Origin of the sequence: Serinicoccus kebangsaanensis (genome assembly GCF_008919445.1) — a bacterium.
Lineage (GTDB): Bacteria > Actinomycetota > Actinomycetes > Actinomycetales > Dermatophilaceae > Ornithinicoccus > Ornithinicoccus kebangsaanensis.
The window spans coordinates 77263-102567 of sequence record NZ_VSLG01000001.1 but is presented as its reverse complement, the minus strand read 5'-3'; the positions used below and the strand labels follow the sequence as shown (position 1 = coordinate 102567).

Here is a 25305-nt window from a genome sequence, read left to right as displayed (position 1 = left end):
CCGCCGGATCGTCTAGTCCAGAACCTCGCCGGTGCTCAGGTTAACCGCCGGGGCGAGGCTATCGCCCGCGAGGCGTTCGTGCACCACGGCGGCGAGCGCCGGACCCACGCCCGGCACCTCCTGCAGCTGCTCCACGCTCGCGGCCCGCACCGCCTTCACCGAGCCCAGGTGGCGCAGCAGGGCCTGCTGCCGCGCCGGCCCCAGCCCCGGTATGCCGTCCAGCGCGCTCCGGGTCATGCTGCGCGAGCGGCGCTGCCGGTGGAAGGTGTTGGCGAAGCGGTGCGCCTCGTCCCTGACCCGCTGCAGCAGGTAGAGCGCCTCGCTGGTCCTCGGGAGGACCACCGGGAAGTCCTGGTCGGCGCTCCAGACCTCCTCCAGCCGCTTGGCCAGGCCCACCACGCTGACGTCTGTGACGCCCACGTCGCTCAGCGCGGCCTGTGCGGCCCGGACCTGCGGGAGCCCGCCGTCGACCACCACGAGGTTGGGTGGGTAGGCGAACTTGGCCGGACGCCCGTCCTCGTCGGCCCCGGGAGCCGGAGCCTCGGCGAGGTGCCGGAACCGGCGGGTGAGGACCTCGTGCATGGCGGCGGTGTCGTCACCCGTCCCCGAGCGCACGATGAACCGGCGGTACTCCCCCTTGCGCGCCAGCCCGTCCTCGAAGACCACCATCGAGCCGACGACGTCGCTGCCCTGCACGTGGCTGATGTCGAAGGACTCGATCCGCAGCGGCGCGTCGTCCAGCTCGAGGACCTCCTGCAGCTCCTGCAGCGCCTGCGAACGCAGCGTGAGGTCGCCGGAGCGGGCCACCTTGTGCCGTGCCAGGGCCTGCTCCGCGTTGCGGGCGACCGTCTCCATGAGGGTCCGCTTGTCCCCCCGTCGGGGGACCCGCACCGAGACCCGGGAGCCGCGCAGCTCTCCCAGCCAGGTCGCGACGTCCTCGGCACCCGAGGGCAGCACGGGCACCAGGACCTCCCGCGGGACCTCGTCGCCGCGCTCGGCGCCGTAGACCTGCTGCAGCAGGTGCTCGACGATGTCCGGGATCTCCTCGGCGCCCTTCTCGCTCACCCAGCCCCGCTGCCCGCGGATCCGGCCGCCGCGCACGTGGAAGACCTGCACGGCGACCTCGAGCTCGTCGTCGGCGAGGGCGAAGACGTCGGCGTCGGTGGCGTCCGGGAGCACCACCGCGGAACGTTCCAGGGCGCGCCGGAGGGCGCCCACGTCGTCCCGCAACCGGGCGGCGGTCTCGAAGTCCAGCTCCGCCGAGGTCCGGCGCATACGCTCCTCGAGATCCTTGATGAAGCGTGCGCTGTCGCCCGCCATGAAGGCGCAGAAGTCCTCGGCGATGCGCCGGTGCTCCTCGGCGTCGACCCGGCCGACGCAGGGCGCCGAGCACTTGTCGATGTAGCCCAGCAGGCAGGGTCGACCCACCTGCTCCGCGCGCCGGAAGACCCCGGCCGAGCAGGTCCGGACCGGGAAGACCCGCAGCAGCGTGTCCAGCGTCTCGCGGATCGCCCACGCGTGCGTGTAGGGGCCGAAGTAGCGGGTGCCCGGACGCTTCTTGCCGCGCATCACCTGCGCGCGGGGGAACTCCTCGCCCATCGTCACCGCGAGGTACGGGTAGGACTTGTCGTCGCGGTACTTCACGTTGAAGCGCGGGTCGAACTCCTTGATCCAGGAGTACTCGAGCTGGAGCGCCTCCACCTCGTTGCGGACGACCGTCCAGTCCACGGCGGCGCCGGAGGTCACCATCTGGCGGGTGCGCGGGTGCAGGGCGCCCAGGTCCTGGAAGTAGGAGGTCAGCCGCGACCGGAGCGAGCTCGCCTTGCCGACGTAGATGACCCGACCGTGCTGGTCGCGGAAGCGGTAGACCCCGGGCTCGGTGGGGATCTCACCGGGCCGGGGGCGGTAGGACTGCGGGTCAGCCACTGATGACGACGTCCCCGCCGTCGAGCGTGGCGGTGAGCGCGGTCAGCCCGGCCGTCGCCGGTCCCGTCACGACGCTGCCGTCGGCGCTGGCGAAGCTGCTGCCGTGGCAGGGGCAGACGAGGGTGGCGTCCTCGCCGGTGCCCGAGACGGAGCAGCCCTGGTGCGGGCAGGTGGCGTCGAAGGCGACGACCTCGCCCTCCGTGGGCTGCGCGACGATGACCTCCTGCTCCGACAGGTAGGTGCTGCCGCCCACCGGGACCTCGGCCAGCGCGACCCGCAGCTCCGTGCCCGCGCCGGAGCCCGAGCTCGAGGACGCGGGCGCCTCGCCCCCACCACCGGGGGCACAGGCACCCAGCGAGCCGGCGACCACCGCGCCACCCGCGGCCAGCACCCGTCGACGGGCCACGCCGGGAACTGCTCCCGCGCAGCCCGCGGCGCAGCCGGCGACGGGCGAGGCGCTCTCCTGCGGCGACGTCATGCGGTCGACCTCCGATCCAGTCCCAGCACGGGCGCGAGGAAACGGCCAGTATGGCTGCTGTCGTCGCGCGCGACGTCCTCGGGTGTCCCCTCGGCCACGACGGTCCCGCCGCCGCGTCCGCCCTCGGGGCCCAGGTCCACGACCCAGTCCGCCGACTTGATGACGTCCAGGTTGTGCTCGATGACGAGCACCGTGTTGCCCTTGTCGACCAGCCCCTGCAGCACCCCCAGCAGGCGCCTGATGTCCTCGAAGTGCAACCCCGTGGTCGGCTCGTCCAGGACGTAGATGGTGCGCCCGGTGGACCGCTTCTGCAGCTCAGCCGCGAGCTTGACCCGCTGGGCCTCACCTCCGGACAGTGTGGTGGCGGGCTGCCCGAGACGGACGTAGCCGAGACCGACCTCGACCAGGGTGGTGAGGTGCCGGGCGATGACCGGGACCGCGGAGAAGAACTCGGCGGCCTCCTCGATGGGCATGTCCAGGACGTCGGCGATGGTGCGGCCCTTGAAGTGCACCTCCAGCGTCTCCCGGTTGTACCGCCGACCGTGGCAGACCTCGCACGGGACGTAGACGTCCGGCAGGAAGTTCATCTCGATCTTCAGGGTGCCGTCGCCCGAGCAGGCCTCGCAGCGGCCGCCCTTGACGTTGAAGGAGAAGCGGCCCGGCTGGTACCCCCGCACCTTCGCCTCGGTGGTGGTGGCGAAGAGCTTGCGGATGTGGTCGAACAGGCCGGTGTAGGTCGCGGGGTTGCTCCTCGGGGTGCGCCCGATCGGGCTCTGGTCGACGTGGACCACCTTGTCCAGCTGGTCCAGCCCGTCGACCCGGCGGTGCCGGCCGGGCACGTGCCGCGCACCGTTGAGCTGGTTCGCCATCACGCGGTAGAGGATGTCGTTGACCAGGGTCGACTTGCCGGAGCCGCTGACCCCGGTGACGGCCACCAGGTTGCCGAGCGGGAAGGCGACGTCGATCTGCTGCAGGTTGTGCTCGCGGGCGCCCCGGACGGTGACCGCGCGGCCGTCCTGGGGTCGCCGCTGCGCCGGCGTCTCGATGGCCTTGCGGCCCGAGAGGTACTGCCCGGTCAGCGAGGTGGGATGGCTCAGCAGGTCGGCCACCTTCCCGCTGTGCACGACGTGCCCACCGTCCTCCCCGGCACCCGGACCGATGTCGACGACCCAGTCCGCCGTCGCGATGGTGTCCTCGTCGTGCTCCACGACGATGAGGGTGTTGCCGAGGTCCCGCAGCCGGGTGAGGGTCTCGATCAGCCGGTGGTTGTCCCGCTGGTGCAGCCCGATGCTGGGCTCGTCGAGGACGTAGAGGACGCCGACCAGGCCGGAGCCGATCTGGGTGGCGAGGCGGATGCGCTGCGCCTCTCCCCCGGACAGGGTCCCCGCGGGTCGGTCGAGGGAGAGGTAGTCGAGCCCGACGTCCAGCAGGAAGCCCAGGCGGGCGTCGATCTCCCGGCTGACCTGGCCCGCGATGGCGGCCTCGCGCTCGGTGTAGTGGACCGAGGAGAGGAAGTCGGCGCACTGGTCGATCGGCATCGAGCACACCTCGGCGATGCTGCGCCCCCCGACCAGGACGGCCAGGATCTCGGGCTTGAGGCGTGCACCTCGGCAGGCCGGGCAGGGGACCTCGCGCATGAAGCCTTCGTAGCGTTCGCGGCTGCTCTCCGACTCGGTCTCGGCGTGCTTGCGCTTGACGTAGGGCAGCACTCCCTCGAATCCGGTGGAGTAGCTCCGCTCGCGTCCGAAGCGGTTCTTGTAGCGGACGTGGACCTTGTGCTTGTAGCCGTCGAGGATGGCGTCGCGGGCGCGTCCCGGCAGCTGCTTCCACGGCACGTCGAGGCGGAAGTCGAGGTCGTCCGAGAGGCCACCGAGGACCCGGAGGAAGTAGTCGCTGAGCCCGGACGCGGTCGACCAGGGCACGAGCGCACCCCCCAGGATGCTCAGGTCCTCGCGCACCACGAGCTCGGGGTCCACCTCGAGCTCCACGCCGATGCCGGTGCACTCGGCGCAGGCGCCGAAGGGGCTGTTGAACGAGAACGAGCGGGGCTCGATCTCGTCGATCGACAGCGGGTGCTCGTTGGGGCAGGCCATCCGCTCGGAGAAGCGGCGCTCCCGCGGCAGCGGCTCGCCGGTGCCGTCCACCGGCAGCTCGCGGCCCGGTGCCGGGTCGGCCCCCTCCTCCGGCACGTCGACGAACTCCGCGACCATCATCCCGCCGGCGAGCGAGAGCGCGGTCTCCACCGAGTCGGTCAGCCGCCGGGCGTAGGCCCGGTCCACGGCCGGCGCGTCGCCCTCGTCCGCCTCGGCGACCTTGCTGACCAGCCGGTCGACCACGACCTCGATGCTGTGCTTGCGCTGCTTCTCCAGGGTGGGCGGCTCGGTCAGGGCCACCAGCTCTCCGTCCACCCGGGCGCGCGCGAAGCCCTTGGCCTGCAGCTCGGCGAAGAGGTCGACGAACTCCCCCTTGCGCCCCCGCACCACCGGGGCCAGCAGCTGGTACCGGACGCCCGAGGGCAGCTGCAGCAGCCGGTCCACCACCTGCTGCGGCGTCTGCCGCTCGACCGGCTCGCCGCAGGTCGGGCAGTGCGGCCGCCCGACCCGGGCATACAGCAGCCGCAGGTAGTCGTAGACCTCGGTGATCGTGCCGACCGTCGAGCGCGGGTTGCGGTTCGTCGACTTCTGGTCGATGGACACCGCCGGCGACAGACCCTCGATGAAGTCGACGTCGGGCTTGTCCATCTGGCCCAGGAACATCCGCGCGTAGGCGGACAGGGACTCGACGTAGCGTCGCTGCCCCTCGGCGAAGATGGTGTCGAACGCGAGCGAGGACTTCCCGGAGCCGGACAGCCCGGTGAAGACCACCAGGGCGTCCCGGGGGATGTCGACGGAGATGTCACGGAGGTTGTGCTCGCGCGCACCCTGGACGACGAGACGGTCGTGCCGGGCGCGTGACACAGCGGGAGAAGCAGGCGAAGATGGCACCCCTCCACTGTAGGTCCCACCACCGACACACCTCCCGCCCAACGGCTTTTCCGTCAGAGTGAATGCATAGGTATGCTGACCACTGCATGAAATTGTCGCCGGGCCGCCGCAGTCCCGCAACGTGTTCCTCCGGTCGCTGCCCGTCGCGACCCCGTTCCGAAACCGGTGATCCCATGACAGAGACGATCCTCCCGACCGCCGCTGCCCTGCGTCCCGTGCCCGGTGCCGCCCCGCAGGGGCTCTACGACGGCGCCCACGAGCACGACAGCTGCGGCGTCGCCTTCGTGGCCACCCTGGACGGGGTGCCCCGGCACGAGATCGTCGCCCACGCCCTCACCGCGCTGCACAACCTCGACCACCGCGGGGCCGTCGGGAGCGAGGAGAACACCGGTGACGGCGCCGGCATCCTCACCCAGCTGCCGGACTCCTTCCTCCGCGAGGAGCTCCCGTTCGAGCTCCCGTCGCCCGGACGGTATGCCGTGGGCATCGTCTTCCTCCCGGGCGACGGTCAGGCGGACGAGGTCGCGGCCCAGGTGGAGGAGATCGTCGAGGCCTCGGGGCTCGCGGTCCTCGGCTGGCGCGAGGTCCCGGTGGACGCGGGCCTGGTCGGACCGACCGCGCTGTCCGTCATGCCCGTCATGCGGCAGCTCGTGGTGGCGGCCGGGACCGAGGCGCCCGAGGAGGAGGGGATCGAGCTGGAGCGGCGCGTCTGGCTGGCCCGCAAGCGGATCGAGCGGCGCACGACCGCCTACCCGGTCTCCCTCTCCACCCGGACCATCACCTACAAGGGGATGCTGACCACCGACCAGCTGCCGGCCTACTTCCCCGACCTCACCGACGAGCGCTACACCAGCGCCCTCGCCGTGGTGCACTCGCGCTTCTCCACCAACACCTTCCCCTCCTGGCCGCTGGCCCACCCCTACCGGGTGATCGCCCACAACGGGGAGATCAACACGGTGAAGGGGAACCGCAACTGGATGCGGGCCCGGCAGTCCCAGCTGCGCAGCGACCTCTTCCCCGGCGAGCTGGCTGACGCGCTGCCCATCTGCACCCCGGAGGCCAGCGACTCGGCCACCTTCGACGAGGTCGTGGAACTGCTCAACCTGGGCGGGCGCTCGCTGCCCCACGCGGTGCTCATGATGATCCCCGAGTCGTGGGAGAACGACGACACCATGGACCCGCAGGTGCGGGCCTTCTACGAGTACCACTCGATGCTCATGGAGCCGTGGGACGGCCCGGCCAACCTCGTCTTCACGGACGGCACGCAGATCGGTGCCGTCCTGGACCGCAACGGTCTGCGCCCGTCCCGCTACTGGGTGACCGACGACGGGCTCGTCGTCCTCGGCTCGGAGTCCGGCCTGCTCCCCATCCCGTCCGAGAAGGTCGTCCGCAAGGGGCGCGTGGCGCCCGGCCGGATGTTCCTCGTCGACCTCGAGCAGGGGGAGATCCTCGACGACACCCAGGTGAAGAAGGATCTCGCCGCCCGGCAGCCCTACCGCGAGTGGCTGGACGAGGAGCTGGTGCACATGTCCTCGCTGCCGGACCAGGTGCACGTCCGCCACACGCACGCCTCGGTCACCCGGCGCCAGCAGATCTTCGGCTACACCGAGGAGGAGCTGCGGATCATCCTGGCCCCGATGGCCCAGGCCGGTGCGGAGCCGCTCGGTGCGATGGGCACGGACACCCCCATCGCCGCCCTCTCGGACCGGCCCCGCCTGCTCTTCGACTACTTCGTGGAGGCCTTCGCCCAGGTCACCAACCCGCCGCTGGACGCCATCCGCGAGGAGATCGTCACCTCGCTCGGGAGCTCGTCCGGGCCGGAGCCCAACCTGCTCACCGAGACGCCGGCGCACGCCAAGCAGGTGGTGCTGCCGTTCCCGGTGATCGACAACGACCAGCTCGCCAAGCTGCGGCGGATCAACGTGGAGGGCGAGCACCCTGAGTTCGCGGCCGTGGTGGTCCGCGGCCTCTACCGCGTCGACGGCGGTGCGGCGGCCCTGGAGCAGCGGCTCGAGGAGATCTGCGCCGAGGTGGACCAGGCGATCGCGGCCGGCGCCTTCTTCGTGGTGCTCTCGGACCGTCACGCGGACCGGGAGCGTGCCCCGATCCCCTCGCTGCTGCTGACCAGCGCGGTCCACCACCACCTGGTGCGCAACAACACCCGCACCCGCGTGGGGCTGCTGGTCGAGGCCGGCGACGTGCGCGAGGTCCACCACGTCGCCCTGCTGGTCGCCTACGGCGCGGCCGCGGTCAACCCCTACCTGGCGATGGAGACGGTCGAGAACCTCTGCTCGGCCGGTCAGGTGCTGGACGGGCTGGACCCCGACGTGGCCATCGCCAACCTCATCAAGGCGCTGGGCAAGGGGGTGCTCAAGGTGATGTCGAAGATGGGCATCTCCACCATCGCGTCCTACCGCGGTGCCCAGACGTTCGAGGCCGTCGGGCTGGCCAAGGACGACGTCGAGCGGTGGTTCACCGGGACCACCAGCCAGATCGACGGCGTGGGCCTGGACGTCATCGCCGAGGAGGTGCGGCGTCGGCACGCCGTCGCCTATCCCCTCTCCGGCATCCCGCCCTACCACCGCAGCCTCGACATCGGCGGCGAGTACCAGTGGCGCCGGGAGGGACCTCCGCACCTGTTCAGCCCGGAGGCGGTCTTCCGGCTGCAGCACGCCACCCGGCAGGGACGCTACGACGTCTTCCAGCAGTACACCCGGCTCGTGGACGAGCAGTCGGCGGCCCTCATGACGCTGCGGGGACTGTTCGGGCTGCGCCCCGACCGGGAGCCGGTGCCGGTCGAGGAGGTGGAGCCCGTCTCCGAGATCGTCACCCGGTTCGCCACCGGCGCCATGAGCTACGGCTCCATCTCCCAGGAGGCGCACGAGACGCTCGCCATCGCCATGAACCGGCTCGGTGGCAAGTCCAACACCGGCGAGGGCGGCGAGGACGTCGAGCGGCTGCTGGACCCGGAGCGCCGCTCGGCCATCAAGCAGGTCGCGTCCGGGCGGTTCGGTGTCACGTCCCCGTACCTCGTCCACGCGGACGACATCCAGATCAAGATGGCGCAGGGCGCCAAGCCGGGCGAAGGGGGGCAGCTGCCTCCGGGCAAGGTCTACCCCTGGGTGGCCAGCACCCGGCACTCCACCCCCGGGGTGGGGCTGATCTCGCCGCCGCCGCACCACGACATCTACTCGATCGAGGACATCAAGCAGCTGATCCACGACCTGAAGAACGCCAACCCCACGGCGCGGATCCACGTCAAGCTGGTGAGCCAGATCGGCGTGGGCACGGTCGCCGCGGGCGTCTCCAAGGCCAAGTCGGACGTGGTCCTCATCTCGGGGCACGACGGCGGCACCGGCGCCAGCCCGCTGACCTCGCTCAAGCACGCGGGCACGCCCTGGGAGCTGGGGCTGGCCGAGACCCAGCAGACGCTGCTGCTCAACGGCCTGAGGGACCGGATCGTGGTGCAGTGCGACGGGCAGCTCAAGACCGGCCGGGACGTGCTGGTGGCGGCCCTGCTCGGGGCCGAGGAGTTCGGCTTCGCGACGGCACCGCTCGTGGTGTCCGGCTGCATCATGATGCGGGTCTGCCACCTGGACACCTGCCCGGTGGGCATCGCGACCCAGAACCCGGAGCTGCGGGAGCGCTACACCGGCAAGGCCGAGTTCGTGGTGACCTTCTTCGAGTTCATCGCCCAGCAGGTGCGTGAGCTGCTGGCCGAGCTCGGCTACCGCAGCCTGGACGAGGTCATCGGACGCGCCGACCTGCTGGACACCTCTCGCGCCGTCGAGCACTGGAAGGCCGACGGGCTCGACCTGGCCCCGGTCCTGAGCCTCACGGACATCCCCGAGGGTGCGTCCCGGCGGAACACCACGACCCAGGAGCACGGTCTGGACGCGGCCCTGGACAACCAGCTGATCGAGATGGCGGCACCCGCCTTGACCGACGGCAGCCCGGTGAGCGGCAGCTTCCCGGTGACGAACGTGAACCGCACCGTGGGGACCCTCCTCGGGCACCAGGTGACCCGGACGGCCGGTCCGGACGGCCTGCCCGACGGGACCATCGACCTCACCCTCACCGGTTCGGCGGGTCAGTCCCTGGGTGCCTTCCTCCCGCGGGGGATCACCCTGAGGCTGGTCGGCGACGCCAACGACTTCGTCGGCAAGGGCCTCTCCGGCGGGCGCATCGTGGTGCGGCCACCGGAGGACTCCCCCTTCGTCGCGACCGACCAGGTCATCGCGGGCAACGTCATCTGCTACGGCGCCACCGCCGGGCAGGTCAACGTCCGTGGCCTCGTGGGCGAGCGCTTCTGCGTCCGCAACTCGGGGGCCACCGCGGTCGTCGAGGGTGTGGGTGACCACGCCCTGGAGTACATGACGGGCGGCACCGCCGTCATCCTGGGCCGGACCGGCCGCAACCTCGGCGCCGGTATGTCCGGGGGCACCGGCGTGGTGCTGGACCTGGACCAGGGGCGGCTCAACCCGCTCGCCATGGCAGGGGGTGACCTGCTGCTCACGCCGCTCCCCGAGACGGAGGAGGTGGAGACCGTCCGGCGGATCATCGAGGAGCACCATCAGCTCACCGGCAGCACCGTCGCCCGGCAGCTGCTCGACGACCCGGACTGGGCGCTGCGCCTCACCGTCATCACCCCACGGCAGTACGCCAACGTCCTGCGCATCCGTCGCGAGGCCGAGGAACGGGGCGACGACCCCAACGGCCCGCACGCCTGGCAACTCATCCTGGAGGACTCCCATGGCTGACCCGAAAGGCTTCCTGACGCACCGCGAGCGGGAGAACCGTCCGAGCCGCCCCGTGCCGGTCCGCATCATGGACTGGGAGGAGGTGCACGGCGAGCAGGAGACCTCGGTGCTGCAGCGGCAGGCGAGCCGCTGCATGGACTGCGGCATCCCCTTCTGCCACACGGGGTGCCCCCTGGGCAACCTCATCCCGGAGTGGAACGACCACACGCGCCGGGCCAACTTCGCCGAGGCCATCGAGCGGCTGCACGCCACCAACAACTTCCCCGAGTTCACCGGCCGGCTCTGCCCCGCACCGTGCGAGACCGCCTGCGTCCTGGGGATCAACCAGCCACCGGTGACGATCAAGCAGATCGAGGTCTCGATCATCGACCGGGCCTTCTCCAACGGACGGGTCACCCCGCAGGAGCCCGAGTGGCTCAGCGGCAAGACCGTGGCCGTCGTCGGGTCGGGTCCGGCCGGGCTGGCCGCCGCCCAGCAGCTGGGACGGGCCGGGCACACGGTGGTGGTCTACGAGCGCTCGGACGCGGTCGGTGGCCTGCTGCGCTACGGCATCCCTGAGTTCAAGATGGAGAAGACCGTGCTGGACCGTCGGCTGGTCCAGCTGCGCGGTGAGGGCATCCGCTTCGTCACCGGGGTCACCATCGGCGGCGACGGCCCGGACGACGAGTCGCTGGAGCAGCTGCGCGAGCGCTTCGACGCTGTCGTCCTGGCCACGGGGTCCACAGTGCCCCGCCTGCTCCAGGTGCCGGGTGCGGATCTCGACGGGGTCCATCCTGCGATGGAGTTCCTGGTCCCCGCCAACAAGGAGGCCCTGGGCGGTGAGCGCGGGATCGACGCGGGCGGGAAGCACGTCGTGATCATCGGTGGCGGCGACACCGGGGCGGACTGCCTCGGGACGGCGCACCGGCACGGTGCCGCCTCGGTGATGCAGCTGGAGATCATGCCCACTCCCCCGCAGGAGCGTCCCGAGAACCAGCCGTGGCCGACCTACCCGATGCTGTACAAGGTCAGCGAGGCGCACGAGGAGGGCGGCGACCGGAACTACGGCGTGTCCACCCTTGAGGTCCTGGGCGACGACGAGGGGCGGGTCCGCGCCCTGGTGCTCGTCGACGGGGAGTTCACCGACGGTCGCTTCGTGCCCGTGGAGGGCACCGAGCGGGAGATCCCGGCCGAGCTGGTGCTCCTCGCGATGGGCTTCGTCGGGCCGGACGAGCAGGCTGCCCCCGCCGCGGCCCTGCCGCGCACGTCCCGCAACACCTACGAGCGGGACGACGCCTTCGCGACCCCGCTGGACGGCGTCTTCGCGGCGGGCGACTGCGGGCGCGGCCAGTCGTTGATCGTCTGGGCGATCGCCGAGGGCCGCGCCTGCGCCGCCACCGTCGACACCTACCTGTCCGGGGCCACAACCCTGCCCTCCCCGATCCGCGCGAGCGAACGCCCGCTCACCGCGTGAGGACCGGGCCACCTAGGATCGTGGGGTGAAGCACACGGACCCGCACGGACACGTCACCCCTGGTGGACCGGCCTGGACCTACGACCTCGGCTCCGCCGTCGTGCGCAAGTGCAGCGTGGGCGAGATGGACAACAACGTCTACCTCGTCACGTGCACGGCCACCGGCGCGCGGCTGCTCATCGACGCCGCCGACGACCCCGACCGGATCCAGCGGCTGATGGAGGAGGACCCAGAGGGCTCCGGCTCCACCCTGGAGCAGGTGCTGACCACGCACTCGCACTGGGACCACCACCGGGCGCTGGCCGCGGTGGTCGGGCGCACCGGCGCGACCACGCTCGCGGGCGCGGCCGACGCGGCGGACCTCCCGGTGCGCGTCGACCGGCGGCTGCGCGACGGTGACACGGTGCGGGTGGGGCACCTCGTGCTCGACGTCATCCACCTCCGCGGGCACACCCCCGGATCGGTGGCGGTGGCGCTGAGCACGGCGGCCGACCGCACCACCTCACTGCTGTTCACCGGGGACAGCCTGTTCCCTGGCGGACCGGGCAAGACCGCCACGCCGGCGGACTTCACCAGCCTGATGGACGACCTGGAGCAACGGGTGTTCGCCGCCTTCTCCGACGACGCCCTGGTCCTCCCTGGCCACGGCGACAACAGCACGCTGGGCGCCGAGCGACCCTCGCTCGGCCAGTGGCGCGAGCGGGGTTGGTGACCACCTCGACGCCGTCCCCGGCCGCCCGCCCGGTCGTCCTGGTGCTGCTGGCGGTCGTCTCGGTGCAGTTCGGCGGTGCCCTCGCCGCCACCCTGCTCCCGATGGTGGGTGTCGTCGGGTCCGTCGCGCTCCGCCTCACCCTGGCGGCTGCCCTCCTGTGCGTCGTGGTGCGGCCCCGGCTCCGTGGCCGCACGGCCGGCGACTGGGGCACGGTGGGCCTCTTCGCCGTCGCGCTCACGTGCATGAACCTCGCGTTCTACGGCAGCCTGGTCCGGTTGCCGATCGGGGTGGCGGTCACCATCGAGTTCCTCGGCCCGCTCGCGCTGGCTGCTGCACTGTCCCGTCGCGCCCGCGACGCGGTCGCCGTCCTGGGGGCGCTGGCGGGGGTGGTGCTGATCTCCGAGTCGCTGACCACACCGCTCGGCGAGCTGGACCTGGTGGGGATCCTGCTCGCGGCCACGGCCGGGGCCTGCTGGGCCGGCTACATCGTGCTGAGCCGACGCACGGGTGCCCGGTTCGACGGCCTCGACGGGATCGCGATCTGCATGGCGCTCGGCGCGGTGGCGACCCTCCCGTTCGGCGTGCTCACGGCGGGGGCGTCGCTGTGGCACCCCGAGGCCCTGCTGCGTGGGCTGGGGATCGCCCTGCTGTCCTCCGCGATCCCCTACAGCCTGGAGCTGGTGGCGCTGCGGCGGTTGCCACCGGGGACGTTCGGGGTGCTGCTCAGCCTGGAGCCGGCAGCCGCGGCCCTGGCCGGGCTGCTCATCCTCGGGCAGGTGCTCGGGGCGGCCCAGCTCGCCGGCATGGCGCTGGTGGTGCTCGCGAGCATCGCGGTCCTCGGCCGACCGGTGCGCCCGGTCAGCGACCGTCCCGGGAGTCCTCCGCCGCGTGGCTCCGGTCGCTCCGGTCGCTCCGGTCGCTCCGGTCCTCGCCGTGCTGGGAGCCGCCGAGCAGCCCCACCTCGTTGATGTCCAGCCGCGCCTCGTCGCCCTCGTGCGTGACACCCCGGGCCGCGTCGCGGCGGGACTTCGCCAGGCTGGCCACGGCCGTCACCCCGAGGATGCCCACGATCGCCGTCAGCGACAGCCAGATCGGGACCTCCGGGACGCCGAACGGCTCACCGCCGTTGAGGAAGGACAGGTCGTTCTCGTGCATGGCGTGCAGCACCAGCTTCACGCCGATGAAGGCCAGCAGGACCGACAGCCCGAGGCCGAGGTAGACCAGCCGCTTCAGCAGGTCACCCAGCAGGAAGTACAGCTGGCGCAGACCCATGAGCGCGAAGACGTTGGCCATGAGCACCAGGTAGGGCTCCTGGGTCAGTCCGAAGATCGCCGGGATCGAGTCCAGGGCGAAGAGCAGATCCGTCGTGCCGAGGGCGAGGATGACGATCGCCATCGGGGTCAGCACGCGCTTGCCGCTCTCCACCACCCGCAGCTTGGTGCCGCCGTCCCAGGACTGGGTGACGGGGAAGCGCTTCTCGACCCAGCGCAGGAGGGCGTTCTCGTGGTACTCGTCCTCCTCGTCGTCGTGCCCGAGGTTCTCCATCGCCAGCCTGACCGCGGTGTAGATGAGGAACGCCCCGAAGAGGTAGAAGACCCAGGACCACCGCTCGATGGCCGCGGCTCCCACCAGGATGAAGATGGCCCGCATGACCAGGGCCATGACGATGCCCACCATGAGGGCGAACTGCTGGTACTTCCGGGGCACCCCGAACTTGGCCATGATGATGAGGAAGATGAACAGGTTGTCGATGGACAGGGAGTACTCCATCAACCAGCCCGCGTAGAACTCGGCCGCGACCTGCCCGCCGGAGGTGACCAGCACCCCGAGCCCGAAGAGGACCGCCATCCCGATGTAGATCGACAGCGCCACCGAGACCTCTCGCCGGGACGGCTCGTGCGGTCGACGGCCCAGGACCAGCAGGTCGAAGGTGAAGACGAGGGCGATGAGGACCAGGGTGACGGTCCAGACCCAGCCGGGGACATCCATACGGGTTGACTACCTTCCGATCAGGGCACACGATGCCGGACCGGAGGTCTCTCCCGCATCTGCGCCGGGCAGCGTGCGCTGGCCCCGGCGACCGGTGCCGACCTCACCGGGCCGCCGGGCCGTGGTGACGATGAGGTCACGGGGTGGGGATACTCCCCTCCGATGAACACCCCCATCGTCTCACGTCACCCGGTCGCCTCCCGCATCTGACGCAGCTCCTTCTTCAGGTCGCCGATCTCGTCCCGCAACCGGGCGGCGAGCTCGAAGTGCAGGTCGGTCGCGGCCTGGTGCATCTGCTCGGTGAGCTCCTGAATGAGCCCGGCCAGCTCGGTGGCCGGCAGACCCTCGCCGGTGCGCCGCTGGACCGCGCCGGTGCCGGCTGCCGCGGGAGCCCCACGCCGACCGGTCTGGCCCTTGCCCCGCGACTGGTTGCGCCCGCTGCCCATGAGCGCCTCGGTGTCGGCGTCCTCGCGCTCGAGCATGTCGGTGATGTCCGCGATCCGCTTGCGCAGCGGTGTCGGGTCGATCCCCTCCGCAGCGTTGTAGGCGAGCTGCTTGTCACGGCGCCGGTTGGTCTCCTCGATCGCCTCCTCCATGGACGGGGTGAGGCTGTCGGCATACATGTGCACCTGACCCGACACGTTGCGGGCCGCGCGCCCGATCGTCTGGATGAGCGATCTGGCGGAGCGCAGGAAACCCTCCTTGTCCGCGTCGAGGATGCTCACCAGCGACACCTCGGGCAGGTCCAGACCCTCCCGGAGCAGGTTGATCCCCACCAGGACGTCGTACTCCCCCAGCCGCAGCTCCCGCAGCAGCTCCACCCGGCGCAGCGTGTCCACCTCGGAGTGGAGGTACCGGACCCGCACACCCTTGTCGAGCAGGTAGTCGGTGAGGTCCTCGGCCATCTTCTTGGTGAGCGTGGTCACCAGGACCCGCTCGTCCCGCTCCACCCGGAGACCGATCTCGTGCAGCAGGTCGTCGATCTGTCCCTTGGTGGGCTTGAGCACCACCTCGGGGTCCACCAGCCCGGTGGGCCGGATGATCTGCTCGACGTAGCCCTCGCTCTTGGCCATCTCGTAGTCGCCCGGGGTGGCCGAGAGGTAGACCGTCTGACCGATCCGCTCGAGGAACTCCTCCCACTTCAGCGGCCGGTTGTCCATCGCGCTGGGCAGCCGGAAGCCGTGGTCGACCAGGGTCCGCTTGCGGGACATGTCCCCTTCGTACATCGCCCCGATCTGCGGGACCGTGACGTGCGACTCGTCGACCACGAGCAGGAAGTCCTCGGGGAAGTAGTCCAGCAGGCAGTTCGGCGCCGACCCGGACGAGCGGCCGTCGATGTGCCGTGAGTAGTTCTCGATGCCGGAGCAGGAGCCCACCTGGCGCATCATCTCGATGTCGTAGGTCGTCCGCATGCGCAGCCGCTGCGCCTCCAGCAGCTTGCCCTGCTGCTCGAAGGTCGCGAGCTGCTCCGCCAGCTCGCTCTCGATGCCGGAGATCGCCCGCTCCATCCGCTCCGGACCGGCGACGTAGTGGGAGGCAGGGAAGACATACATCTCCTGCTCCTCCCGCACGACCTCCCCGGTGAGCGGGTTGAGGGTGTAGAGCCGGTCGATCTCGTCACCGAAGAACTCGACGCGCACCGCCAGCTCTTCGTACTGCGGGATGATCTCGACCGTGTCGCCGCGCACGCGGAACGTGCCCCGCGAGAACGCCATGTCGTTGCGGGTGTACTGCATGGTGACGAACCGGCGCAGCAGCTCGTCCCGCTCGACGGTCTCACCGACCCGGAGCCGCGCCATCCGGTCGACGTACTCCTGCGGCGTCCCGAGACCGTAGATGCAGGACACCGACGCCACGACGACGACGTCCCGCCGGGTCAGCAGCGAGTTCGTCGCCGAGTGCCGCAGCCGCTCCACCTCGTCGTTGATCGAGGAGTCCTTCTCGATGTAGGTGTCCGTCTGCGGGACGTAGGCCTCGGGCTGGTAGTAGTCGTAGTAGCTGACGAAGTACTCCACCGCGTTGTGCGGCAGCAGCTCCTTGAACTCGTTGGCGAGCTGGGCGGCGAGCGTCTTGTTCGGCGCCATGACCAGGGTCGGGCGCTGGACCTGCTCGATCATCCAGGCCGTCGTCGCGGACTTGCCGGTGCCGGTGGCTCCCAGCAGCACGATGTCCTGCTCGCCGGCCTGCACCCGGCGCGCGAGCTGGTCGATGGCGGTCGGCTGGTCGCCGCTCGGGTGGTAGTCGGAGACGACCCGGAACGGGTTGACCGTGCGCTGCAGGTCGGTGGTCGGACGCATGTGCTCCACGGTAGACCCCGGCACCGACAAAGGTGGCCCGGCCATCGGCCGGACCACCTTTCGCCGTCACACCCGCGACCGGGCGGTATGCCGCGTCAGCGGGTCTGGTCCTGCGTCTGCGGCTTCTTCCGGCGGCCGGCACGCCACCCCACACCGTGGGTGTTGGACAGCGCGTAGTCGATGCGGTCGTCGACCTTGGGCCCGAAGACGTCGTCGAAGTTGTCGTGCAGCTCACCCGTGAGCTCACGGCGACGCATCCGCATCTCGCTCTGGGTGATCACCCGGTGCTCCTTCGCGAGCGCCTTGTAGAGCGAGATCGCGATGAGGACCATCACCACGGCGAACGGGAACCCGGTCGCCACCGACCCTGCCTGCAGCGCGCTCAACCCGGCGGAACCACCCGCGAGCAGCAGCCCGATCGCGACCAGTCCCTCCAGCGAGGCCCACAGCACACGGCTCCAGGTGGGCGGGTCCGGGTGTCCACCCGAGGCCAGCATGTCCACCACCAGCGAGCCGGAGTCCGACGACGTCACGAAGAAGATGACGACGAGGATGATGGCGATCCCGGACAGCACGGTGCCGAGCGGCAACGTGCCCAGGGTGTCGAAGAGGGCGATCTCCGCGGTGACCCCGTCCTCTCCGACGAGGTCTCCCTGCTCGATCTGTCGAAGGATGGCGGTGCCACCCATGACGGTGAACCACACGAAGCTCGCCAGCGTGGGCACCAGCAGCGTGCCGGTCACGAACTCGCGCACGGTCCGGCCCCGGGAGATCCGGGCGATGAAGACACCGACGAAGGGTGCCCAGGAGATCCACCAGCCCCAGTAGAAGATGGTCCAGCCGCTGGCCCAGCTGATGCCGTCCTCACCGCTGAACGCGAAGCCCTCGAAGGTCATCGGGACGATGTTCGCGGCGTAGGCACCCAGCGACTGCACGAAGTCGCGCGCGAGGAACAGGGTCGGGCCCAGCAGCAGCACCGCCAGCAGGAAGATCCCGGCGAGCACGAGGTTGGCGTTGGACAGGTAGCGGATGCCCTTGCCGACACCGCTCACCACCGAGACGATGGCGACGCAGGTGATCGCGACGATGAGGATGACCAGGAGGGTGTTGGTGCTCTCCCCGACGATCCCCAGCTCGCTCAGCCCGGTGGCCACCTGGGTGACGCCGAGCCCGAGGGAGGTGGCGACGCCGAAGACGGTCCCGACGATCGCCAGGATGTCGACGACGTCCCCGAGCGTGCCCTTGACCCGGTCACCGAACAACGGCTCCAGCGCCCACCGGATCGAGACCGGCCGGCCCTTGCGGTGGATGGCGTAGGCCAGGGCCAGCCCGACGATGGCGTAGACCGACCAGGGGTGGAAGCCCCAGTGCATGAACGTCTGGGCCATCGCCCGCTCGGCCAGGTCGGCCGTGGACGCGTCGGGGGAGACGCCGGGCGGCGGGGAGGTGAAGAAGGTCAGCGGCTCGGCCACGCCGTAGAAGACCAGACCGATACCCATGCCGGCGGCGAAGAGCATGGCGAACCAGGACATCAGGCCGAACTCGGCCTCCTCACCGTCCCGGCCGAGGGTGATATCACCGAAACGGCTGAACGCGAGGAACAGGGCGAAAACGACGAACCCGGCGATCGCCACGGTGTAGAACCAGCCGAAGTTGGTGACAATGCCGCTCTGGATGGCATTCCAGAATGTGCCCGCGGTGTCGGTGAAGATGGCAGAGAACAATGCCACGACCGCGACGATGATGAGGGCCGGCCAGAACACTCTGGTGGCGACCCCTCCGGCCCCGAGCTTGACACCGTGGTTCAGCAGCTGCTGCTCCACGGACACTTCTTCAGCACCAGCCCGTCCGGGCTGTTCCGTGTCTTTGACGGATTCGCTCATGATCTCCGATTCCGTGAGGTGGTGTACAGAAAAAACAATCTGCGCGGATGCCGAGCGCCTCCGCACCTATGACGGTAACACGGTCAATCCATCTCGGCGCGGGCCAGAACGCGACGATCCGCCCTGCCGTGCGGCAGGGCGGATCGTCGTGGACCTCCCCAGGGAGGGGTCAGTTGCCGGTCAGCTTCTCCCGCAGAGCGGCCAGCGCCTCGTCGGAGGCCAGGGTGCCGGCGTCCTCGTCGGTCGTGCTGTCGTCCGAGGAGTAGGACGCGGAGGTCGGCGCCACCTCGACGCCGGCGGCGGCGTCGGCCTCGGTGGCCGCCTCGACCTGGGCCTTGTGCGCCTCCCAGCGCTCGTGGGCGTCGGCGTACTCCTTCTCCCACTTCTCCCGCTGCTCCTCGTGGCCCTCGAGCCACTCGTTGGTCTCCGGGTCGAAGCCCTCGGGGTACTTGTAGTTGCCCTGCTCGTCGTACTCAGCCGCCATGCCGTAGAGCGTCGGGTCGAACTCGGAGGCGACCGCATCGTTGGCCTGCTTGAGCGACAGTGAGATGCGCCGACGCTCCAGGTCGATGTCGATGACCTTGACGAAGACCTCGGCGCCGACCGTGACGATCTGCTCGGGCAGCTCCACGTGCCGCTCGGCGAGCTCGGAGATGTGCACCAGGCCCTCGATGCCGTCCTCGACCCGCACGAACGCGCCGAAGGGCACCAGCTTGGTGACCTTGCCCGGCACGACCTGGCCGATGGCGTGGGTCCGGGCGAAGGTCTGCCACGGGTCCTCGAGGGTGGCCTTGAGCGACAGCGAGACACGCTCCCGGTCCATGTCGACGTCGAGCACCTCCACGGTGACCTCGTCGCCCACCTCGACGACCTCACCCGGGTGGTCGATGTGCTTCCAGGACAGCTCGGAGACGTGCACCAGGCCGTCGACGCCGCCGCCGAGGTCGACGAAGGCACCGAAGTTGACGATGCTGCTGACCACACCGGAACGCACCTGGCCCTTGGCGAGCTCCTTGAGGAAGGTGGTGCGGACCTCGGACTGGGTCTGCTCCAGCCAGGCCCGGCGGGACAGGACCACGTTGTTGCGGTTCTTGTCCAGCTCGATGATCTTGGCCTCGATCTCCTTGCCCACGTAGGGCTGCAGGTCGCGGACGCGGCGCATCTCGACCAGGGAGGCCGGGAGGAAGCCACGCAGGCCGATGTCCAGGATCAGGCCGCCCTTGACCACCTCGATGACGGTGCCGGTGACGACGCCGTCCTCCTCCTTGATCTGCTCGATCGAGCCCCAGGCGCGCTCGTACTGCGCGCGCTTCTTGGACAGGATCAGCCGACCCTCCTTGTCCTCCTTCTGGAGGACCAGGGCCTCGACCTCGTCGCCGACGGTGACGACCTCGGAGGGGTCGACGTCGTGCTTGATGGCCAGCTCGCGGGAGGGGATGACACCCTCGGTCTTGTAGCCGATGTCGAGCAGGACCTCGTCGCGGTCGACCTTGACGATCACGCCCTCGACGATGTCTCCGTCGTTGAAGTTCTTGATCGTGGCGTCGATGGCCGCGAGCAGTTCCTCCTCAGAGCCGATGTCGTTGACAGCGATCTGGGAGGTGGCCTTCTCGGCCGTGGTGGCAGTCATGTAGTAGGGACTCCGATTGTGGACACAGATGTATGGATGGATGGATGCAGTGCTTGTCAGGCGCTGGTCTCGCCCTGTGTCCGGGCATGCCGAACACACGAGACGAACCCGTCCAGCCTATCGGTGCCGGACGCGCAGGTCAAAAGGGCAGACTGGGGGTATGCCCGCCCCCAGTCCCCCGCCCCCCTCACCGGACCGGGCGGTCCGCCGGGCCGCCGGCCACGCCGAGTCGGTCCGCGCCGGGCGCTCTTGGTGGGACGAGGAGGCGGAGCGGTACCACGCCGAGCACGGCGTCGACCTGGGTGATGCCGAGCTGACGTGGGGCCCGGAGGGCGCGACCGAGTCGGAGCTGGGCGTGCTGGGACCGCTGGCCGGTCGGGACGTGCTCGAGGTCGGCGCCGGTGCGGCCCAGGGAGGACGGTGGTGCGCGCGACAGGGGGCCCGGGTCGTCTGCGCGGACCTGAGCGCCGGCATGCTCGCGGTGGCCGGCCGGTTGGACCACGACGGCGCCGGCGCGGCCCCGGTGGCCTACGTGCAGTGCGACGGGGCCGCGCTCCCGTTCGCCGACGCCAGCATGGACGTGCTCTTCACGGCGCACGGTGTGCTGGCCTTCGTGCCGGACACCGCCGCCACGCTGCGCGAGTGGGCGCGCGTGGTGCGACCGGGCGGCCGGGTGGCCTTCTCCCTCCCCCACCCGTTCCGGTGGGTCTTCCCCGACGCCCCGGGGCCGGAGGGACTCGTCGCCCGGCACAGCTACTTCGACCGGTCGGCCTACGTCGAGGAGTCCGCCGACGGCAGGGCGACGTACACCGAGCACCACCGCACCGTCGGGGACCTCGTGCGAGCCGTGCACGCCGCGGGCCTGGTCCTGGTGGACCTGCACGAACCCGCCTGGCGGGAGGGTCGGCGCACGTGGGGTGGGTGGAGCGCCGTCCGCGGCTCCGTGGTGCCCGGCACGGCCCTGCTCGTCGCCGCCCGCCCGGGCGCCGACGACCGGCAGGGGTCCTGAGGTCACAGTTTGGTGACGATGAACCCTCCACCACCACTTTCCGCCTAGGGTGAAACCCCGTGGACGGGCGACGAGGCCCCCGAGCTGAAAGAGGGAACATGCGTGTATCGACCCACCTGAGGACCGTGGCCGCCGTGTCGGCGCTGGCGCTGCTGGCGGCGTGCGGCGGCACCGCCGAGGAGGACGGCGGCGCGAGCGAGGACACCGCCGCCGAGGAGGGTGGCGGCGAGGACGCCGAGTCCTCGGACGACGGCATGGAGAGCGAGGAGCCGGCGGCCGGTGGCGACGGCAACACCTCGGACACCTTCACCTTCGGCTACGTGCTGCCGGAGACCGGCCAGCTCGCCTTCCTCGGACCCCCGCAGATCGAGGCGCTCGGCCTGGCCATCGAGGACATCAACGCCGCCGGCGGTGTCCTCGGCAACGAGGTCCCCGCCCCCGTCGCCGGTGACGAGGCGGGCCAGGAGGCCGCGGCGCAGCAGGCCGCGGACCGGATCCTCGCGGACCAGCCCAGCGCGATCGTCGGCGCCGCCGCCTCCGGCATGTCCCTGGCGATCATCGACCGGGTCACCGGCGCCAACGTCATGCAGTGCTCCGGCTCCAACACCGCGCCGACCTTCACCGACTACCAGGACGACGGCCTGTACGTGCGGACCGCACCCTCGGACGCCCTCCAGGGACCGGTGCTGGCCAACACCATCGTCAACGACGGCTACAGCAACGTGGCCATCGTCGCGCGTGCCGACGACTACGGCGCCGGTCTGGCCGACGCCACCGCCGCGGCCCTGGAGAACGCCGGGGCCACGGTGGCGCTCAACGAGAGCTACGACCCGCTGGCCCGGGAGTTCAACGCGGTCGTCTCCTCGGTCGAGGCGGCCGAGCCGGACGCCGTGGTGGTCATCGCCTTCGAGGAGGGCGGTCAGATCCTCCAGGGGATGTTCGAGGCCGGGCTGACGCCGGACGCCGTGGGCGTGTACGGCGCGGACGGGCTGCGTTCGGCAGACCTGGGGAGCATCGTCAACGAGTCGGACCCGAGTGTCATCGCCGGCATGAAGGGCACCGCCCCCGCCTCGGCCGACAACCCGGACTTCATCACCCGGCTGGAGGAGTTCGCCCCCGACCTGGAGGAGACCCAGTTCGCGCCGCAGGTCTACGACTGCGCGGTGACGATGGCGCTGGCCGCCGAGGCCGCCGGGTCGGTCAACGCCGCCGACTTCAAGGCCGAGGTGAACGGCGTGACCATCGACGGCACCGAGTGCAGCTCCTTCGAGGAGTGCAAGGGTCTGCTCGAGGACGGCGAGGACATCGACTACAACGGCGCGAGCGGCCCGCTCGACTTCACCGAGGCGGGTGAACCGGGGACGGCCACGATCGAGGTCTACGAGTTCGACGACGCCGGTGAGCTGCAGTCCGTCGAGACCGTGGAGGCCAACCCGAGCGAGTAACCGCTCGGAGCCACGCGGACACGCGCCTGGCGAGGCGAGGGCCCGGCACCATGGGTGCCGGGCCCTCGTGCGTCCGAGGTCGCTCCTCAGCCCTCGATCCGGGCCAGCGTGCCGAGGTAGAGCTCGATCACCTTCGGGTCCGACGCCAGCTCGGCCCCGGTGCCCGTGTAGGCGTCCTGTCCCTGGTCGAGCACGTAGGCGCGGTCCGAGATGTCCAGGCACTGCCGCGCGTTCTGCTCCACCATGAGGACCGACACGCCGGCCGAGTTGATCCGGGACACCGCCTCGAAGACGGAGTCCTGCATGAGCGGGGACAGGCCGGCGGAGGGCTCGTCGAGGAAGAGCACGTGCGGGCCGGTCATGAGCGCACGCCCCATCGCGACCACCTGCCGCTCCCCTCCCGACAACGACCCGGCGCGCTGGGCCCGCCGGTCGGCGAGCAGCGGGTAGAGGTCGCTCACCTCGGCGAAGCGCGCGGCATACTCCTTCGGGCGCAGGTAGAGGCCCATCTGGAGGTTCTCCTCGACCGTGAGCGAGGGGAAGACGTTGTTGTTCTGCGGCACGTAGCCGAGCCCGTCGGCCACCAGCGAGTGGGCGGGCCGGGACGTGATGTCCTGCCCCTGGAGCATGACCCGGCCCGAACGCACCGGCACCAGCCCGAACATCGCCTTGATGAGCGTGGACTTGCCGGCACCGTTCGGGCCGATGATGCCGACCAGCTCGCCGGTACGCACCTCGACCGTGCACCCGCGCAGGATGTCCACGTCGGGGATGTACCCGGCCACCAAGTCCTCGGTCCACAGGATCGCGGTCGTGCCCTCGCTCATGAGGGGTCCTCCTCGTGCAGTGCCCGGTGGGTGCCGAGGTAGGCGTCGATGACGGCGGAGTCCTTGCGGATGTCGTCCGGACGCCCCTCGGCGATGACCTGGCCCTGGGCGAAGCAGACCACCCAGTCGCTGATCGACATGATGACGTCCATGTCGTGCTCGACGAGCACGATCGTCATGCCCTCGTCCCGCAGGGCCTCGATGTGCCCCAGGAGGGACTGGGTCAGGGCCGGGTTGACGCCGGCCATCGGCTCGTCCAGCAGGATCATCTGGGGCTGCACCATGAGCGCCCGGGCCATCTCGAGCAGCTTGCGCTGCCCGCCGGACATGGTCCCCGCGAACTCGTCCCGCATGTGGGTCAGGTTGAACCGGTCCAGCAGCTCCTCCGCGCGGGAGGTGATCTGCGCCTCCTGGGCCGCCCACGAGGGCCGCAGCAGCGAGGCGAGCATGCCCTCCCCCCGCTGCCCGGTGGCGCCGAGCATGAGGTTCTCCAGACTGGTCAGGCGGGTCAGCGCCTTGGTCAGCTGGAACGTCCGGACCATCCCCGCTCGGGCGATCCGGTGCGGCGGCCGGCCGGTGATGTCCCGCCCCTCGAACGCCCACCGGCCGCTGTCCGGGCGGTCGAACCCGGTGATGAGGTTGAAGAAGGTGGACTTCCCGGCACCGTTGGGGCCGATGAGGGCCGTGATGGTGCCGCGCTGCACCTCGAGGTGCTCCACCTCGACGGCGCGCACACCACCGAAGTGCCTGGCCATGTCGTCCGCCACCAGGATCGGGTCCGGCTTCGCCACCCCGGGAGTGTTGGCGACCCCCGCCAGCGCCTGCGCCGCGCGACGGGCACCGGCCGAGGGCTCGGCCTCGTGCGCGCGCTCCTGCTCCACGACGGCCTCGCGCTGGGCGACGATCTCGGCATGCGTGTCATCGGACATCGAGACGCAGCTCCTTCCGGTTGCCGATGAGACCAGCGGGTCGGAACATCATCAGCAGCATGAGGCCGAGGCCGACGGCCGCGAAGCGCACCGCACCGATGTCGCTGGGGACCAGCAGGCCCCCGGGGATCCAGCCCGCGGACATGGCGCCCCGCAGGAACGCGTCCAGGAAGGTCAGCAGGAACCAGAAGACGATCGAGCCGATGATCGGCCCGAGCACCCGGCTGGCGCCGCCGAGGATCATGATCGTCCACAGGTAGAAGGTGATGATCGGGATGAAGGCGTCCGGGGTGATCGCCTGGCTGTTGATCGCCAGCAGGGCGCCGGCGAGGGCGCCGAGGACGCCACCGAGGACCAGCGCCTGCATCTTGTAGGCGAAGACGTTCTTGCCCAGGCTCCGGGCGGCCTCCTCGTCCTCGCGGACGGCGCGCAGCACCCGGCCCCACGGGCTGTGGATGAGCAGCCACACCAGCACCGCGGCGAGCAGGGTGATGCCCCAGGCCACCGTCATCAGCCACAGGGCGCGGTCGCCGAACCGGAGCGGCCCGAGCTCGAGCGGACCCGAGAAGGGATTGAGCTCGTAGAAGCTCCCGGCGAACTGCACCAGGCCGTAGACCCCACCCGTGACCGGCTCGGCGAAGGAGGAGCGGTAGACGTAACGCAGCACCTCGGCGGCCGCGATCGTCGCGATGGCCAGGTAGTCGCCACGCAACCGTAGCGTGGGGACCCCGAGGATCAGCGCCAGCACGACCGCGCACGCCATGCCGACGAGGACGCCGGCCCACAACGGGAAGCCGAAGGAGAGCACCGAGATCGCGGTGCCGTAGGCACCCACGAGCATGAACCCCACCTGGCCGAAGTTGAGCAGCCCGGTGTAGCCGAAGTGCATGTTCAGCCCGATGGCGGCGAGGGCGTAGATCGCGGCCTCCGGGCCGAGCGCGCCCCGGATCGCGACCGAGAGAACCGCAAGGATGTCCATCGTC

16 protein-coding genes are annotated in these 25305 nt (G+C 70.7%); 6 read left to right on the top strand and 10 right to left on the bottom strand.

Annotation, left to right across the window (positions count from 1 at the left end):
- Positions 1–12: 12 nt before the first annotated feature.
- From uvrC to uvrA, 3 genes are read right to left on the bottom strand one after another with little or no spacing between them, the layout of a single operon-like run.
- Positions 13–1926, bottom strand: a complete 1914-nt coding sequence (gene uvrC / locus FXF60_RS00425) for an excinuclease ABC subunit UvrC (RefSeq protein WP_151523286.1) — start codon at positions 1924–1926, stop codon at positions 13–15.
- On the bottom strand, positions 1919–2404 hold the full coding sequence (locus FXF60_RS00420) for a Rieske (2Fe-2S) protein (protein WP_151523285.1): 486 nt from the start codon (positions 2402–2404) through the stop codon (positions 1919–1921). The genes uvrC and FXF60_RS00420 overlap by 8 nt, the downstream gene beginning before the upstream one ends.
- Entirely contained in the window at positions 2401–5361 is a 2961-nt protein-coding gene (gene uvrA / locus FXF60_RS00415) for an excinuclease ABC subunit UvrA (protein WP_151523284.1), read from the bottom strand. The genes FXF60_RS00420 and uvrA overlap by 4 nt, the downstream gene beginning before the upstream one ends.
- Positions 5362–5561: 200 nt before the next feature.
- Between uvrA and gltB the strand changes: the two genes are divergently transcribed.
- Genes gltB through FXF60_RS00395 form a run of 4 tightly spaced genes read left to right on the top strand, consistent with a single transcriptional unit; the run spans position 5562 to position 13281 of the window.
- Positions 5562–10148 carry a glutamate synthase large subunit gene (gene gltB / locus FXF60_RS00410; RefSeq protein ID WP_151523283.1) on the top strand — a complete coding sequence of 1529 codons (4587 nt, stop codon included), beginning with the start codon at positions 5562–5564 and terminating at the stop codon, positions 10146–10148.
- Complete coding sequence (locus tag FXF60_RS00405) at positions 10141–11601, top strand: glutamate synthase subunit beta (RefSeq protein WP_151523282.1); 1461 nt, start codon at positions 10141–10143, stop codon at positions 11599–11601. The genes gltB and FXF60_RS00405 overlap by 8 nt, the downstream gene beginning before the upstream one ends.
- Positions 11602–11626: 25 nt before the next feature.
- Positions 11627–12313 (top strand): MBL fold metallo-hydrolase, encoded by a 687-nt coding sequence (locus FXF60_RS00400; RefSeq protein WP_238335612.1) that lies wholly within the window; start codon positions 11627–11629, stop codon positions 12311–12313.
- Positions 12310–13281, top strand: a complete 972-nt coding sequence (locus tag FXF60_RS00395) for an EamA family transporter (protein WP_238335611.1) — start codon at positions 12310–12312, stop codon at positions 13279–13281. Before FXF60_RS00400 ends, FXF60_RS00395 begins: the two co-directional genes overlap by 4 nt.
- Here FXF60_RS00395 and FXF60_RS00390 read toward each other — a convergent pair.
- From FXF60_RS00390 to rpsA, 4 genes are all read right to left on the bottom strand, one after another.
- The gene (locus tag FXF60_RS00390; RefSeq protein ID WP_238335610.1) at positions 13172–14302 is read right to left on the bottom strand and encodes a TerC family protein; all 1131 of its coding nucleotides are present in this window, start codon (positions 14300–14302) and stop codon (positions 13172–13174) included. The two genes, FXF60_RS00395 and FXF60_RS00390, sit on opposite strands and share 110 nt — an antisense overlap.
- 185 nt (positions 14303–14487) lie before the next feature.
- Positions 14488–16599 (bottom strand): excinuclease ABC subunit UvrB, encoded by a 2112-nt coding sequence (gene uvrB / locus FXF60_RS00385; protein WP_151523281.1) that lies wholly within the window; start codon positions 16597–16599, stop codon positions 14488–14490.
- Positions 16600–16694: 95 nt separating this feature from the next.
- Positions 16695–18422, bottom strand: a complete 1728-nt coding sequence (locus FXF60_RS00380) for a BCCT family transporter (RefSeq protein ID WP_238335609.1) — start codon at positions 18420–18422, stop codon at positions 16695–16697.
- A gap of 229 nt (positions 18423–18651) precedes the next feature.
- Positions 18652–20112 carry a 30S ribosomal protein S1 gene (gene rpsA, locus FXF60_RS00375; protein WP_151523279.1) on the bottom strand — a complete coding sequence of 487 codons (1461 nt, stop codon included), beginning with the start codon at positions 20110–20112 and terminating at the stop codon, positions 18652–18654.
- A gap of 160 nt (positions 20113–20272) precedes the next feature.
- Here rpsA and FXF60_RS00370 point away from each other — a divergent pair, with 160 nt between their 5' ends.
- Both FXF60_RS00370 and FXF60_RS00365 read left to right on the top strand, forming a co-directional pair.
- Complete coding sequence (locus FXF60_RS00370; RefSeq protein ID WP_151523278.1) at positions 20273–21121, top strand: class I SAM-dependent methyltransferase; 849 nt, start codon at positions 20273–20275, stop codon at positions 21119–21121.
- A 98-nt stretch (positions 21122–21219) separates the two neighbouring features.
- Positions 21220–22566 (top strand): ABC transporter substrate-binding protein, encoded by a 1347-nt coding sequence (locus tag FXF60_RS00365; RefSeq protein ID WP_192796537.1) that lies wholly within the window; start codon positions 21220–21222, stop codon positions 22564–22566.
- Positions 22567–22652: 86 nt separating this feature from the next.
- On the opposite strand, the gene FXF60_RS00360 is transcribed toward FXF60_RS00365, so the two are convergent.
- From FXF60_RS00360 to FXF60_RS00350, 3 genes are read right to left on the bottom strand one after another with little or no spacing between them, the layout of a single operon-like run.
- Complete coding sequence (locus tag FXF60_RS00360; protein ID WP_151523277.1) at positions 22653–23393, bottom strand: ABC transporter ATP-binding protein; 741 nt, start codon at positions 23391–23393, stop codon at positions 22653–22655.
- Positions 23390–24322, bottom strand: a complete 933-nt coding sequence (locus tag FXF60_RS00355; protein ID WP_151523276.1) for an ABC transporter ATP-binding protein — start codon at positions 24320–24322, stop codon at positions 23390–23392. Before FXF60_RS00355 ends, FXF60_RS00360 begins: the two co-directional genes overlap by 4 nt.
- The gene (locus FXF60_RS00350) at positions 24312–25301 is read right to left on the bottom strand and encodes a branched-chain amino acid ABC transporter permease (RefSeq protein WP_151523275.1); all 990 of its coding nucleotides are present in this window, start codon (positions 25299–25301) and stop codon (positions 24312–24314) included. Before FXF60_RS00350 ends, FXF60_RS00355 begins: the two co-directional genes overlap by 11 nt.
- Positions 25302–25305: the final 4 nt, after the last annotated feature.